We start from the raw sequence: 15,303 nt of genomic DNA, 5'->3' as shown, positions 1-15,303 counted from the left end.
GGTACAAGAATCCAACAGAGGGGGCATTCACATGCAAACATATATCTTGGCACTCGATCAGGGCACGACTAGCTCGCGGGCGATTCTGTTCAATAAACAAGGGGAGATCGTAGGAACCTCCCAACAAGAATTTACACAGCATTTTCCAAAGCCGGGCTGGGTCGAGCATAATGCCCTGGAGATCTGGGGCTCCATCTCAGGTGTGATCGCATCTTGCCTGTCTGAAGCACAGGTGAAGCCGGAGCAGATCGCAGGGATCGGCATCACCAACCAGCGCGAGACGACAGTCGTCTGGGATAAAACCACCGGTGCTCCTGTCTATAATGCGATTGTATGGCAATCCCGCCAGACCAGCGACATCTGCGACGAGCTGCGGGCCAAAGGACTCAACGATCTGTTCCGTGCCAAAACCGGTCTTCTGATCGATGCCTACTTCTCCGCGACCAAGGTGAAATGGATTCTCGATAACGTCGAGGGCGCAAGAGAAAAAGCGGAGCGCGGCGACCTGTTGTTCGGCACCATCGACACGTGGCTGATCTGGAAGCTGACAGACGGCAAGTGCCATGTGACCGACTACTCCAATGCCTCCCGCACCTTGATGTACAACATCTACGAACTGAAGTGGGACGAGGAGCTGTTGGAGATTCTCGGCATCCCGGCATCTATGCTTCCAGAGGTGCGTCCATCTTCTGAGGTATATCATTGTACGGCTGGTGAGCATTTCTTCGGTCATGAGATTCCAATCGCGGGTGTGGCCGGAGACCAGCAGGCAGCATTGTTCGGTCAGGCGTGCTTCGAGCCGGGGATGGCGAAGAATACGTATGGAACAGGCTGCTTCATGCTGATGAACACAGGGGAAAAAGCGGTACCATCCGATCACGGTCTATTGACCACCATCGCATGGGGTGTGGACGGCAAAGTAGAGTATGCACTCGAAGGCAGTATTTTCGTAGCAGGCTCTGCGATCCAATGGCTGCGCGACGGGATGCGGATGCTGAAGGATTCCAAAGACAGTGAACAGTATGCGACCCGTGTGGAGTCAACTGATGGAGTATATGTCGTACCAGCATTCGTCGGCTTGGGTACTCCGTATTGGGACAGCGATGTGCGTGGTGCGGTATTCGGGCTGACCCGTGGAACGAGCAAGGAGCATTTTATCCGTGCTACATTGGAAGCGCTTGCCTATCAGACCAAAGACGTGCTGACCGCGATGGAAGCAGATTCACACATCTCGCTCAAAGCACTGCGGGTAGACGGTGGCGCTGTGAAAAATAATTTCCTGATGATCTTCCAAAGCGACATCCTCGATGTACCGGTGGAGCGTCCTGTGATTAATGAAACGACCGCACTGGGAGCGGCCTACCTCGCTGGTCTGGCTGTGGGCTATTGGGAAGACCGCCAAGATATTGCACGTCAATGGATGGTCGACCGCCGCTTCGAACCGACGATGAACGGGGATCGCCGGGAAGAACTGTACAACGGTTGGAAAAAAGCGGTAAATGCTGCAATGGCTTTTAAATAATACTCAGGTATGATATAATGATCACAAGTTAATAATTGTCCGGAGCTTAGGAGAGACCACATGTCACGATGGCCAAGTGCTAGCGTGTATATCGTGGTCTCTCTTTTTCTTTTTCTCGGGCATGGGATGCAAAAAAAGGAGGCACTACCATGACAACCCAAACATCAACATTTTCAAGCAAAAACCGCAGTGAAATGCTGGAGCAGATGCAGACCATCACCTATGATCTCTTAGTCATCGGCGGGGGGATTACCGGAGCGGGGATCGCGCTGGATGCGGCGACCCGTGGGATGAAGACGGCTTTGATCGAGATGCAGGATTTTGCGGCGGGGACATCCAGCCGATCCACCAAGCTGGTACATGGCGGGCTTCGCTACCTGAAGCAATTCGAAGTAGGCATGGTGGCAGAGGTCGGCAAGGAGCGTGCGATCGTGTATGAAAACGGACCGCACGTCACGACCCCGGAATGGATGCTGCTGCCGATCCACCAAGGCGGAACGTTCGGCAAGTTCAGCACCTCGGTGGGTCTGCGCGTCTACGATTATCTGGCAGGTGTGAAAAGCCAGGAAAGACGCCAAATGCTGAATATACAGACGACACTTGCCAAGGAGCCACTGCTCAAACAACAAGGTCTCTTGGGCGGCGGCTACTATGTGGAATACCGCACAGATGATGCGCGTCTGACCATCGAAGTGATGAAGGCCGCTGTGTCACACGGGGCAACAGCGATCAACTACGCCAAAGCGGAAGAGCTGCTGTATGATCATGGCCTGATTACAGGAGTTCTGGTCAAGGATATGTTCGACGGCAAGACGTATCAGGTGAATGCCAAAAAAATCGTCAATGCCACAGGCCCATGGGTCGACAAGCTGCGTGAACTGGACGGCTCCAAAAAAGGCAAAACCCTGCAGCTGACCAAAGGGATCCACCTCGTCATCGACCGCAAGCGGTTCCCGCTGCAGCAGGCGATCTATTTTGACACGCCTGACAAGCGCATGGTGTTCGCCATCCCGCGCGGTGAAAAGACGTATGTGGGCACGACCGATACCTTTTTCCAAGAGGATACCTCCCATCCGCGCATGACCAAAGCGGATCGTCAATATGTGCTCGATGCGATTAATTTCATGTTTCCAACGGTCAAAATCACGGAAGCAGATGTCGAGTCCAGCTGGGCCGGTGTACGCCCGCTGATCTCCGAAGAAGGCAAAAGCGCCTCCGAAATCTCGCGCAAGGATGAAATCTGGCAATCCCCGTCCGGACTGATCACGATCGCCGGAGGCAAGCTGACTGGGTACCGCAAAATGGCCGAGATGGTCGTCGATCTGGTCTCCAAACTGCTCGCGGAAGCAGGGCAAGGCCATTTCTCCCCATGCCGCACCAAACACCTCCCGATCTCCGGCGGCGATGTAGGCGGCTCGGCCTATTACGAAGCCTTCGTCGCCCGCAAAACAAAAGAAGGCATCAGCTACGGACTCACCTCCCAACAGGCCGAAAAACTGGTTCGCCTCTACGGCTCCAACACCGAAGAGGTCTACCGCTACCTGCCAAGCAACCAGAAAAATAAAGCACAGCAACGCGAAGGCGGAAAAGTGGACACCCACGGACTCCCAGCCGACCTCTACGCCTCTCTGATCTACGCCATCGAGTCCGAAATGACCGTCAAGCCAATCGATTTCTTCATTAGACGTACCGGGGCACTCTTTTTCGATATCGCCTGGGTACAGACCTGGAAACTCCCAGTCATCGACTTCATGAGCCACTACCTCAACTGGACCCAATCCGAACGCGAAGCGCACCTCCGCGAACTCGACATGCACCTCTACGACGCCGTCGTCCCACAGGATGAGAGCAACCGTTTTTCCAATGCGATGTAATACGAATACACCTAAGAGTCTCACTCTGCCATAAATAAAAAAAAGTTAAACGATCGTTTAATCCCAAAACATGCAGGAAACTAAAACTACAAGGAAACTACAACAAAACTCCAAGCAAAAGACTGCCGAGAAACCTCTCGCAGTCTTTTTTCATTTGTCTTTTATCTTTCCATCCCCATACCACCGCAGAGAGGAAGAGGAGCATCTGTCTGTAAGAAGACCGGCCGAACAACGTGAGGGAAAGGCGACTGGAAGACAGATGCTCCTCTTCCTCTCTCCCCACCCCCATGCCAGAAAAAAACAGATTAAACAAACACCAGAGTGGGAAATGAACATAGGTACAATTTTTTCACTGTAATTAAAAATACAAAGATTTCTCCACATCTATCAAATCGTTGCCCAGATTCGTAAAAAAACCAATAACCCTGCTGTTATAGCCACAACCATTCAAAGTCAAAGGGAAGTGAGGATATGAATGTATCTCAACTAAAGGGGCAAATCCAAAGCAAAACAGGGTCTGCCAATCCGAACCTGACGTCCACAGCTACCGGGAATGAAGCAATTCAGGGTATGTTTGCTTCGCAGATCGGCAATGCGCTGCTCCTGCTCGAACAGGCGGAACTGTTGCCAGAACTGCCGAAGGAGATCAACCCAGAAGACCTGCAAGGCTTGGAAGAGCTTATGGCGATGCTGGGCTCTATGCTGCAAGGGACCGATCAGCTCAATCCACTCCAACAGGAGCAGGTACAGGATTACGCAGCAGCTCTGCTCGATGGTAAAACAGGTCTGAACCTTGCCTCGAAGCTTACGCCATTGCTGGAGCAGCTGCAACAGCTTAGCCCACAGCAACTCCAAGAGCTGACGGCCCATCAAGCCAATGACTTCCTGCAGGCATTAAAAAATCTCGTGAAAAAAGCGCAGGGTCCATGGGAAGGCAAAGTGCTGGCCCCTATCCACATACAGATGACACAGGCGAACACAGAAGAACAGCAGCAAGGTGTCACTCCGATTCAAACCATGCGTGTCCACCATGCATTGTCCATGTACCAGACCGAGATGCTTTCTGACAAACAACAGGGTGTCAATCAAGCGGGCACTGGCGCAGAAGGGACCGAGGACACACAGCAGATCACCAACGGCACGGCAGTCAACCTGTCTTCATCCCATTCATCTGCCAACAACTCCGGACTGCAAGCCGCACAAGGATACACCGTCCGTGCCGCACAGTTTGGGCATGAGGTGTCAGATGTATTTGTCCGTCAGATGAAGATCGCGGGCTTGAATGGTGTCACCGAGACGAAGCTGATCCTGCATCCACAGGCACTGGGTCAGGTCAATGTCAAAATCACCGTGGAGAATGGTCTGATCACCGCTCACTTCGTCGCAGATAATGCGGCGAGCAAAGACATCATCGACAACCAGCTTTCCCAGCTCCGTACCGCACTCGTCCAGCAGGGGCTCAATGTAGACAAGCTGGAAGTAACCCATCAGCCACAAAACCACCAACAGCAGCAAGGATTCGATATGAACAGCCAACGGGAGCAGGCTCGTGAGCAATCCCAACAGCAACAGCAGAATCAGAATCAACAGAATGAGACAGCAGAGAGCACTTTTGATGCCGCAATACAGACCGCGCAGGGCACACAGGGGTCTGCAGCTAAGACACGAGGGAACATCGACATTGCGCTGTAGACCGTTTCTTTGCAGACCAAAAATTCACTTACACGAAACAAAATTTTGGGCTTGGCAGACTGCCAGGCTCCTATTTTTTTATCTGGCTTTTCTGCGCAGAATTGATTATATCAATTGGTGGTGAAGGCTTCTTTTTTATGCTACTATTTTGGAGTTACCCCCGTTTTTTTGTGAAACCATTTTTCTGCTGTTGCGTCTTAACTTCCTGAGGTGATTCTTTTGAAAGCTGTCAAACCGTCTCTCCTGCTTGGTACGGTTGTGCTGTCGACGTTGATTTCGGCTTGTTCGGAGGAGACCGTCCAGCAGAACACCAGCCAAGTACAGCTACAATCAACTGCAGCAGAGGCAACACCTAGTGCTTCTCAGGAACAGCTTGTGACCCCCGGTAAGGATCAGCATGTATCCAAAGGCATGCTGCATCTGACAGAAGAAGAGAACAGCCTATACGAAGCTTTTCTTACCTCCCATTACGATGACCTTGTGCTGAAGCAGGCGGCACCGCTTACGATAGCGAAGCTGTATCTGCATGCCGAACAGGCCAACGATTGGGAAACGCAATATGAATTGTACATAGATGACCCAGAGTACGTCCGATGGAGCCGGGAAGAGCATCTGCAGGCACAAAAGACTGATCAATCGGCAAATCCGCTTCTTCCTTTTTATGCAGAGGTAGATCAACCCGAATTCATCCACACATCCAAAGCAACGGGATATCTCAAGATCCCGGCGGAGAACGGTGAATTCATCGGCTTTCAGATGCGCCAAAACAGCCAAGGTGTCTGGAAAGTAAGCTTTATGCCAATCCAATAAGGAGGGGCAGCAGTAGTGAACTCATTCGATTTTGATTATGAGCAATTTTATCAGGCAATAGGATTCCAAAATGGCTGGGACTTTCATAAAATCAAATGCACGTCAGAAGGGAATCACCCAGACCTGTTTGAGCGGGCATTGTCCTTTTGACGCGGGTCAGGTGTTCCGGGTGCTCCAAAGTGGCGGCCTCTTCCTGACACAGCAGGTGGCCGAGTCGGATAAGCAGAATCTGAAGGAGGCTTTTGGTCGAGGCCAGTCTTATGGAGTGCCGGACGGTCAATTGCTAGCGACCTGCATGGAGGACATGCAGAAAGTCGGCTTCCTTGAATTGGAAGCGCTTGAATACACCGTGACCGAATATTATCAGTCGCCAAAGGACTTGATTTTTCTTTTGAAGCATACGCCGATCATCCCGCACTTTGGTGAGGTCGACGGTGATGTTGACCGGCTGATGGAATTCATCGCGGCGAATCAGACGGAAAAAGGAATTCGGACGACGGCGAAACGGTTCGTGTTGACGGGACGAAAACATGGATGATTCTGCCGGAAAAACGTTTTGAAGAAGGAATGGTTTGGGCAAGCTAAAGCAGTTGGGTGTAAGCGCGGAACAGTGACAGGAAGCAACCTTTTTGCGGATTGGCAGGTCCGGGCAGAACCATGAGATTCACAAAATACGGGTTATGGTTATGATCAATCGACGCTCATATGCGTAACATGAAATGTACAGCGAATAGGAGGAGAGCGATTCCATGAACGAGAAACTCTTGCATCGAATCAGCACGATTCTTATTCAGTCCGCGAAAGACCAGAAAACGATTGAGTATGGTCAGCTCAGTAAATCCCTGGGGGGAGCCGTCAGCCCACAAGGCCTGAACGAGCCGGTGTCGGAGATTTCGATGAGATGCATCCGCAGCAACCGGCCGCCTTTGTCATCGATCGTGCTGACGCAGACGACACATTTACCGAGCGAGCTTTTTTTTACGAGAATCGCTGATGAGATGGGACATCCCAATTTGCCGGGCAGCCAGTGGGTCCCTTTTTATGAAGAGCAGAGGGACCAGGTTTTTGCTTATGAAGGCTGGGACGATTTTTTGGTGGAGCTGCCCAAGATCACGAAGCCAAAGCCGGAGCGGGCTGCCAAGCAACAGACGAAAACTGGTACGAAGACCAAAGCTGCGAAGGACGAGACCGTTGATGAAATGCTGCAACGGGGCCTTACCCGCAAGCTGTATGTGAAGGATCGCGACACGGTATATCATTTGTTGACCGTAAAAAGATTCTGGGAAACAAACGAGGCTGGTCCGTTCCGTTATCAAGTGATTTTGCTTGAGAATCACAAGATCGTTGATAAGGTGACCTTGAAGCACACCACCTCCAAACAGCTGCTCAACCCATCGAAAAAACGGGTGATGCAGATGCTGTTCGAGCATAATCCGAATGCGAGCCTCAACGATATCTCGATGGTTCATTTCAGACCAGACCCGGCGAATGGGGAACAGTGGGAGAATGAGCCGTTGGAGGGATTGAAGGCGCTGTATCAGACGGTTTTTGCGCAGAAGGATGCGGACGGGGGAGCGGAGGATGCCGGACGGGCAGAGGGGCAGGATCAGGTTGGTCAGCAAGAGCAGACAAATCAGCCGGAGCAGAGTGACCCAACTCCAGTTCAGAGCGCGGAGGCAATGTCTCCGAATGCAGCTGCAACTGAATCAGCAACGGATGTGACGACAACGACTGTTCCAGTAACGGAGGCAGTAGCAGATACTGTAGCCGCTGGAATGAACGATGTCAACGATAGCGTAGCTGTACAGAAAACAGCTGACGAGAGTCACATCTCGGCGATCATTTCTACGCCTGCGGATGTCCGAGAAGCCGCTTCCGACGAAGGGGAGGCTGCCACTACAGCAGACACAGCTGAACCGGAGCGGGCAGATGAGTCCGTGATCTCGGCAATTATCGCCGAATCGGCACCAACGCCAGTGGAAACTGCCCAAGCGGTATCTGTGACCGAGTCTGCTACGGAGCTGCCATCCGCTCAGGACACTCCGAACATTGCAGATGTCCAAGAAGCGCTCACTGCACCTGACCAGCCTGCCATCGACAGCACGGAGATCACTCCCGCTGAAAAAGAGCTGCTGATCAAGCATCGAATCAGCCAGTCTTCCTTTAAACAGCAGCTCATGTCCGTGGAAGCGAATTGCAAGCTGTGTGCGATTGCCAATGAGCATCTGCTGGTGGCCACGCATATCAAGCCGTGGAGCGAATCAAGCGACCAAGAGCGTTCCGATGTGGATAACGGCCTTTTGCTGTGCCACAATCATTACGCGTTATTTGATCAGGGTCGGCTTGCTTTTGCTGACGATGGGGCTACCATCATCTCTCCACAGCTGGATGAGGAATCATTGGGTTACTTCATTGATGATACAAGTCCCCGCATCAAAGCGACAGAGGGACAAAAAGCATATCTTCGCTGGCACCGTGAGAATAAATATACGGGCGAGTAAGCCGAAGAAGAGATTTATAAAGAAAAGAGATGTTCCCAGAGGAGGAGCATCTCTTTTTACGTGTAGGCAAAAAACATATATCAAAGGGTTAACTCCCAAGTTTCTCCGACAAGTTCATGACCAAAGCTGTTATGTTTTTCTTCAGCTATCAGTTTAAATCCTAACTTTTCGTAGATGTGTCTGGCTTCCTTGAGTACACGATTCGTCCATAATACGATCTTTTCATATCCTGTTCGCTTAGCAAAGCGAATGGCTTCTTCAGTGAGCCGTGTGCCAAGTCCCAACCCACGAGCCTTAGGATCAACCAAGAGTAGACGGAGCTTAGCAACCGCTTCACTTTCTTGCACGATCAGGACAGATCCTACAACTTCTCCATTCATTTCAGCGATCCAGCACCGTTCTTTTTGAGGATGATAGTTGTTTATAAAATCAGCCGCAATTTGCGAAACAAGAGCTTCAAAACGTTCGTCCCAACCATACTCCTGTGAATAGAGAACGCCGTGTTTATGAACAATCCAGCCCATGTCACCCGGCTCATGAGCACGGAAGAAAAAGGGTTCGGAGAATTTGAATCGTTTCGTAAGCACATTTTCGATGAGAGCGATTCGGTTTAACGTCAAGCGGGGTTGTTCAGAAGATAGATCTCATTTAGACTCCTTTGCAAGAAGAGTTTATGAATTTTGGTAGGGTTGAACTTGAAGGAGAACATGCTATACGCTCCACTTATCCGGTGAACCTAGACGCCTTAATGTTTGGGACTGATTTCCCGCGGAGAAAATGATGACTTGGGTCAATAGTCATATGACTACTCGAATGGATATAGTTATGTTATATCCATTCCATTAGATCGGTGAGGCAATGCATGTGGACCCGTATGATATTTCACATTTCAAAATCACACGCGAAGGGGTAATCAAATAAATGAGTCAATCTACAGATGTAAGAGATATTCGACTGAATACAGGCTTTCAGGACGGTCTGGAAGTGGAAGTTGCGATAATTGGAGCAGGGGTATCCGGATTGTACTCCGCCTATCGTATGATGGAAGGTACCACCAGCACAGGCAAAAGCTATCCGGCGGGAAGTGTTCAGATCTTCGATATGAGTGATCGCATTGCCGGTCGATTGGAATCGGTGACGCTTCCGGGTATGTCGATTTCCGGCGAGCTGGGAGGTATGCGTTACATGACGTCCCAGCAGATTGTAACGACGCTGATCGAAGATGTGTTCTCCGACTGGCTCAGCCATGTTGATTTTCCAATGGGTGATGATGCGAACCATTTCGGTTACTTCCGCAAGCAAAGAACCCGTCTCAACGCATGGGAGGAAGCCCAGAAGAATGGTGAAACCTTCATCACACGGTACCAGCTCAATGAAGATGATATCGGCTACAGCGCGGATCAACTCTTTAACAAGGTCGTGTATGATGTTTTGATGGCTGATCCTTGGTTTGTTGAGAAGTATCAGGACAAAGTGGGTCATCCAAGTCCATACGAATACGAATTCCAGCTGACGAGCGAAGAGTGGGATGACATCAAGCCTAATCTGACCTATTGCTTCGAAGGCCCGTACAACGGAATGAAGGTCAACGATATCGGGTTTTGGAGCCTGATCAAGGACCGGGTCTCCCAAGAAGGCTACAACTTCCTCGCTGACGCAGGCGGATATTTTTCGAATACGATCAACTGGAACGCGGCAGAGGCTTTCCCTTACATGGTCGGTGATTTCTCCGATGCAAGCGTTGCCTACCGGACAATCGAAGGCGGGTATGATCAGATCGCTTACGCACTGGCTAAGGCGTATCTGCAACAGCCGGAAAATACGATCTGGGCGCAAAACCAGCTCATTACCTTCAGTAAGACAACCAATGGCAACTATCGTTACGAATTGGAGTTTTTGAATCTGCAATCGAAGACAACCTGGAAAGTGTATGCCAACCATATTATTTTGGGAATGCCAAGACGTTCGCTGGAATTGCTGGAGCAGCGTAATTTCTTTTTCAACTGCTATGAAAATACGGAACTGCAAGATAACATGCAATCCGTTATTATGGAACCATCCTTCAAAATTCTCATGGGCTTCGAATATCCGTGGTGGAAAGAGGACTTTGGCGCGACCGCAGGCCATTCAATCACTGATTTGCCGATGCGCCAGTGCTACTACTTCGGGGTAGATCCTGAAAACTCGCATTCCTTATTCTTATCCAGCTACAACGACATGCGAACAATCCCATTCTGGGAGGTTCTTGCCAACGCAAAAGAGAAATTCCAGCCACGTCCAACCGAGCTTACCTCCCTGACAGCGGTAAATGCCCTGCAGGATGTGCAGGCTTCCAAGGTCATGGTGGCAGAAGTGATGGAGCAGCTTCGTGAGCTTCATGGTGAAGATATGAAGATCCCTGAGCCGTATGTGACATGGTACAAGGATTGGACGCTTGATCCTTACGGCGGCGGCTACCATGCGTGGAAAGCTGGATATTCGGTCAAAGACGTGATGAAATATATGCGCAAACCGTATGAGAACGAATCGGTTTACATATGCGGTGAGGCCTACTCTGATCAGCAGGGCTGGGTAGAAGGGGCGTTCTGCGTGGCAGAGCATATGCTGCAAGACCATTTTGGCTTGAACTGGCCTACTTGGCTCGATAAAAACTACTATCTGGGCTGGTAAGACGGTAAATGAGTTGTCATATACGGACGGTAGAGTGATCAGTCCGAGAGGTGTTCCGCGTGAGGAGCGCCTCTTTTTCTTTTGTCCAAGATGTTATCTGACGATAATGCGGATAAACTGTTTGGAGGGACATGTGGCATCACGCATGAGGGCTTGTCCATTCCTGAGACGGAGGAAGCCTATTTGATGAGGGAAATGATACGGAGAGTGGATCAGGTGGGTGGTAGGAAAGACGGATGATCATAACGAAAAACAGGAGTGAACAGCATGATTCATAAGGAGTTAACGTCATTTCCGACACATTTTCTATGGGGATCAGCATCGGCCGCCTATCAGGTAGAAGGGGCTTGGGATGAGGATGGCAAGGGGCCTTCTGTGTGGGATGTGTTTACCAAAATCCCGGGGAAGACCTACATGGGATCGAATGGGGATGTGGCGGTAGATCATTACCACCGTTATAAGGAAGATATTGCACTCATGGCACAGATGGGTCTCAAAGCATATCGATTCTCTGTCAGCTGGCCCCGCATCTATCCACAAGGAAAAGGCGAAGTGAATGAGGCCGGGCTGCAATTCTATGATGATCTGATCAATGAGCTTTTGGCGCATCAGATTGAGCCGGTACTGACTCTGTACCATTGGGATGTCCCATACGCGTTGGTAGAGGAATATGGGGCTTGGGAGTCCAGACAGATTATCGACGACTTCAACAACAACTGTATCACCCTATATAAGCGGTTTGGCGATCGTGTGAAATACTGGGTTTCCTTAAATGAACAGAACTATAACACGCATCATGGTTTTATCACCGCCTTGCACCCACCAGGTGTCCAAGATCGCAAACGATTCTATGAAGCGAACCATATTGCTTTTCTGGCCAATGCGAAGGCGATTGAGTCCTTCCGTACATATGTGCCGGATGGAAAAATCGGCCCCAGCTTTGCTTATTCTCCAGCGTATCCGCTAACCAGCGATCCAAAGGATATCTTGGCATATGAAAATGCCGAGGAATTCACAAACCACTGGTGGCTGGATGTCTACTGCTGGGGTATATATCCGCAAATCCCGTACCGGTATCTATTGGAGCAAGGTCTGGCCCCTACCATACAGGAAGGTGACCTGGAATTACTCCAAAAAGGAAGACCTGATTTTGTAGGGATCAACTATTATCAGACGATTACCTACGAGTTCAATCCGCTTGATGGTGTGGCAGAAGGCAGATTTAACAGTACGGGGAAAAAAGGCAGCGGGGAAGAAACAGGTGTACCCGGATTGTATAAGACCATGCGTAATCCCCACTTAGAAACGTCCAACTGGGATTGGGCGATCGATCCCATCGGTCTACGGGTAGGGATGCGACGTATTACCAGCCGATATCAGCTCCCGGTCTTCATCACGGAAAATGGTCTGGGCGAGTTTGACCGTCTGGAAGAGAATGATACGGTTCATGATGATTATCGGATTGAGTATCTCCGTTCCCACCTAGAACAGTGTAAGCAGGCTATTCATGACGGTGTGGATCTGATTGGATATTGCAGCTGGTCATTTACCGATCTGTTAAGCTGGTTAAATGGGTACCAAAAACGGTATGGATTTGTCTATGTCAATCGTGATGAGACGGATGAACGAGATTTGAGACGAATTAAGAAGAAAAGCTTTTATTGGTATCAGGACGTCATTCGGACGAACGGGGAGAACCTCTAGTCTCCTGAGGGTGGGAAATGATCGTTCCTCTGGATATCAACTGTTCTACAACCCCAACAGAATAGCCGCACTCAGGATGGAATGAGTGAGTCTCGTATTTTTTTGTGGAAAAGCCTCTGACGTATAAACGTTTGGAGGTTTTTTTGCGTCTAGTAAAACGGGGATGGATATGTAAAATAATGGTAAGTTGAAACAGTCTATTTTTTTAGATTGATCCATACATTTGGTATTGCATGAGGTATAACCGATCATAACAGGGGGGATCACCATTGCCTGCTTCTATTCCTGTTTACCAACCATATACAAGCTCGTGGGAGCATTACCAGGACGAGTGCAGGCTGCTTGATCTGATGATTCGTCTGTCGCTTTTGCTCGACCCGTATCGGGAGGCGGCGGACGATTCTCACCAGTTCCGTGGGTTGATCGTTACTCCAGAGGAGATCGAGGGTTTGTTGCGCCGTTCACAGACTCAGATCCAGTCTCAGTCCGATGTGGGCACAGAGGTTTCAGAGGATACTTTGCACGAAATCGAGTGGCTGGTATCGGAGCGGGTCAGATTGGAGGCGGAGATTCAGGCAAGACTGGCGCAGAACAGATTGGGACGGAGTCAAAAAGACTCGACCACTCTCCCATTGCCGCATGTCGCGGAGGTATTCGGCCTGACTGCGTTCGAGCAAGCCTGCCTGTTCCTGTGCCTGTCCGTGGAGATCGACCGCAAGTATGAAAAAGTGTTCGGCTATCTGCAAGACGATATCACGATCAAGCACCCGACAGTGGATTTGGCACTGCGGCTTTTTTGCCAGACTCCGCACGAGATGATGGAGGCGCGGATGTCGTTTGCTGAGGGCGGCAAGCTCACCCGTTTTTTCCTGAAAAAAGGGGAGGAGCAAGTGTCCGGGCATCTGTCGCTTTCAAGGGTGCTTAGGCTGGACGAGCGGATGGTTCATTTTTTCCTGCATGGGAAGGTAGGGCATGCGGGGACGTATGGAGGGCTTGCGGCGTTTGCCAGCCTGAGGCATCCTGACGATGCTCGGTCCCTGCCACCATTGTTGATCCACACCGATGTGCAGGAGCAGATGCTGGCTTTTATGATGGCTGGTCAGGAAACGGTCCTGATTTCCCTCACCGGCCCGTTTGGATCAGGCAAAAAGCTTCAGATGAAGCATCTCTGCCAATCGCTCGGATTGCCGCTTCTCATCATCGATGTAAAACGGATGGTGGAGGATGACCGTCCGTTGCGCACGCTTTTGGAGCAGGTTGTGCGGGAGGCGATGCTGCATCGTGCGGTTCTGTGTGTAGACAGGCTGGAGATGCTGCTTGCGGAGAGCGAGTCGGCGGTCAGGCAGCTGGCGCTTATTACCGAAATCTTGCGGGAGTACCCCGGTATGCTGGCAGTGTTATCGCAGAAGGCGCATCATGCCGGGCGGTTTTTTCCGGAGCGGGTCTGTGTGGAGGTCAGTCTGCCGTATCCGACAGAATCTGAGCGCAAGCTGGTCTGGGAGACATATGCCAAGGGGTATGGGCTAGACGCGGGACACCTTGACTTCGGCTCCTTGGCCAGTACCTTCCGCTTTACGCCGGGACAGATCGGTGATGCCTTGCTCTCTACGAAAAATTTGTACAAGTGGTATTTTCCTACCAATGGAAAAATAGGATTAGAACAAGTACATCAGTCCTGTTATAAGCAAATCCAACATAGGCTACAGCGGCTGGCGACCAAGCTTTCGCCAAGGTATACGTGGGAGGATATCGTCCTGCCCGACAGCCAGAAGGACCAGCTGCGCCAAGCCTGCAACCAAGTGAAATACCGCCATATCGTCTACGATCAGTGGGGATTTAACCGCAAGCTGTCGTACGGCAGGGGGATCAGCATGCTGTTCGCCGGGCCTCCGGGCACAGGGAAGACGATGTCCGCTGAGGTGATTGCCCGCGAGCTGGGGCTGGAGATCTACAAAATCGACCTGTCGAGGATTGTCAGCAAGTACATCGGAGAGACGGAAAAGCATCTGCATGAGGTGTTCGCCGAAGCAGGTGCGAGTCAGGCGATTCTCTTTTTCGATGAGATGGATGCCTTGTTCGGCAAACGCTCCGAGGTGAAGGATTCGCACGACAAGTACGCCAATCTGGAGACTTCCTATCTCTTGCAAAAGATGGAAGAGTACGAGGGCATCACAGTTCTTGCGACCAATTTCCTGCAAAATGTGGACGAAGCGTTTTTGCGGCGGATCAGTTATATTATCAAATTTCCATTCCCCGATGCAGAATACCGCGAACAGATCTGGCGCTTCCTTTTCCCCGAAGAAACCCCGCTTGATGATTCGATTGATTTTGCGCTCCTTGCTGAAAAATTCCAGCTGACCGGGGGGCATATCAAAAATATCGTCGTCTCCGCCACCTTCCTCGCCGCTGCGGCCCAAGAGCCTGTCCGTATGTCTCACATCATCCACGCTGCCAAGCATGAGTTAGCCAAATCGGGAAAAGTCGTGCTCACCCACGAGTGGAGCGATTTTTTCCAGTGATAGAGGTGTTG

10 protein-coding genes are annotated in these 15,303 nt (G+C 50.7%); 9 read left to right on the top strand and 1 reads right to left on the bottom strand.

Features of this window, described 5'->3' with window-relative positions; translation table 11 throughout:
* Positions 1–31 precede the first annotated feature (31 nt).
* From glpK to FGI41_RS00720, 6 genes are all read left to right on the top strand, one after another.
* Positions 32–1,522, top strand: a complete 1,491-nt coding sequence (gene glpK, locus FGI41_RS00745; RefSeq protein WP_139487997.1) for a glycerol kinase GlpK — start codon at positions 32–34, stop codon at positions 1,520–1,522.
* Between the two features lie 149 nt (positions 1,523–1,671).
* Positions 1,672–3,396, top strand: a complete 1,725-nt coding sequence (locus tag FGI41_RS00740) for a glycerol-3-phosphate dehydrogenase/oxidase (protein WP_139487996.1) — start codon at positions 1,672–1,674, stop codon at positions 3,394–3,396.
* Positions 3,397–3,867: 471 nt separating this feature from the next.
* Positions 3,868–5,088: a flagellar hook-length control protein FliK gene (locus FGI41_RS00735; protein ID WP_139487995.1), complete on the top strand. Its 1,221-nt coding sequence runs from the start codon at positions 3,868–3,870 to the stop codon at positions 5,086–5,088.
* A gap of 219 nt (positions 5,089–5,307) precedes the next feature.
* The gene (locus FGI41_RS00730; protein ID WP_139487994.1) at positions 5,308–5,898 is read left to right on the top strand and encodes a hypothetical protein; all 591 of its coding nucleotides are present in this window, start codon (positions 5,308–5,310) and stop codon (positions 5,896–5,898) included.
* Between the two features lie 70 nt (positions 5,899–5,968).
* Complete coding sequence (locus tag FGI41_RS00725) at positions 5,969–6,436, top strand: hypothetical protein (protein ID WP_255298247.1); 468 nt, start codon at positions 5,969–5,971, stop codon at positions 6,434–6,436.
* A 211-nt stretch (positions 6,437–6,647) separates the two neighbouring features.
* Positions 6,648–8,399 (top strand): HNH endonuclease, encoded by a 1,752-nt coding sequence (locus tag FGI41_RS00720; protein WP_139487993.1) that lies wholly within the window; start codon positions 6,648–6,650, stop codon positions 8,397–8,399.
* Between the two features lie 80 nt (positions 8,400–8,479).
* Here FGI41_RS00720 and FGI41_RS00715 read toward each other — a convergent pair whose 3' ends face one another.
* A complete protein-coding gene (locus tag FGI41_RS00715) occupies positions 8,480–8,923 on the bottom strand; it encodes a GNAT family N-acetyltransferase (RefSeq protein ID WP_255298246.1) in 444 nt (147 codons plus the stop codon).
* Between the two features lie 397 nt (positions 8,924–9,320).
* Between FGI41_RS00715 and FGI41_RS00705 the strand changes: the two genes are divergently transcribed.
* The 3 genes from FGI41_RS00705 (at position 9,321) to FGI41_RS00695 (ending at position 15,292) form a co-directional block, all read left to right on the top strand.
* Complete coding sequence (locus tag FGI41_RS00705; RefSeq protein ID WP_139487991.1) at positions 9,321–11,069, top strand: flavin monoamine oxidase family protein; 1,749 nt, start codon at positions 9,321–9,323, stop codon at positions 11,067–11,069.
* Between the two features lie 267 nt (positions 11,070–11,336).
* A complete protein-coding gene (locus FGI41_RS00700; protein WP_139487990.1) occupies positions 11,337–12,773 on the top strand; it encodes a glycoside hydrolase family 1 protein in 1,437 nt (478 codons plus the stop codon).
* A gap of 269 nt (positions 12,774–13,042) precedes the next feature.
* The gene (locus FGI41_RS00695) at positions 13,043–15,292 is read left to right on the top strand and encodes an AAA family ATPase (RefSeq protein WP_139487989.1); all 2,250 of its coding nucleotides are present in this window, start codon (positions 13,043–13,045) and stop codon (positions 15,290–15,292) included.
* Positions 15,293–15,303: the final 11 nt, after the last annotated feature.

Source organism: Brevibacillus dissolubilis, assembly GCF_006170445.1.
GTDB lineage: Bacteria > Bacillota > Bacilli > Brevibacillales > Brevibacillaceae > Brevibacillus_B > Brevibacillus_B dissolubilis.
This window is presented reverse-complemented; position numbering and strand designations above follow the sequence as displayed.

Bases quoted from the DNA above. Each gene is read 5' to 3' on its own strand.
- glpK (WP_139487997.1), top strand. From the start codon at position 32: ATGCAAACATATATCTTGGCACTCGATCAGGGCACGACTAGCTCGCGG.
- FGI41_RS00740 (WP_139487996.1), top strand. From the start codon at position 1,672: ATGACAACCCAAACATCAACATTTTCAAGCAAAAACCGCAGTGAAATG.
- FGI41_RS00735 (WP_139487995.1), top strand. From the start codon at position 3,868: ATGAATGTATCTCAACTAAAGGGGCAAATCCAAAGCAAAACAGGGTCT.
- FGI41_RS00725 (WP_255298247.1), top strand. From the start codon at position 5,969: ATGGCTGGGACTTTCATAAAATCAAATGCACGTCAGAAGGGAATCACC.
- FGI41_RS00720 (WP_139487993.1), top strand. From the start codon at position 6,648: ATGAACGAGAAACTCTTGCATCGAATCAGCACGATTCTTATTCAGTCC.
- FGI41_RS00715 (WP_255298246.1), bottom strand. From the start codon at position 8,923: ATGGGCTGGATTGTTCATAAACACGGCGTTCTCTATTCACAGGAGTAT.
- FGI41_RS00705 (WP_139487991.1), top strand. From the start codon at position 9,321: ATGAGTCAATCTACAGATGTAAGAGATATTCGACTGAATACAGGCTTT.
- FGI41_RS00700 (WP_139487990.1), top strand. From the start codon at position 11,337: ATGATTCATAAGGAGTTAACGTCATTTCCGACACATTTTCTATGGGGA.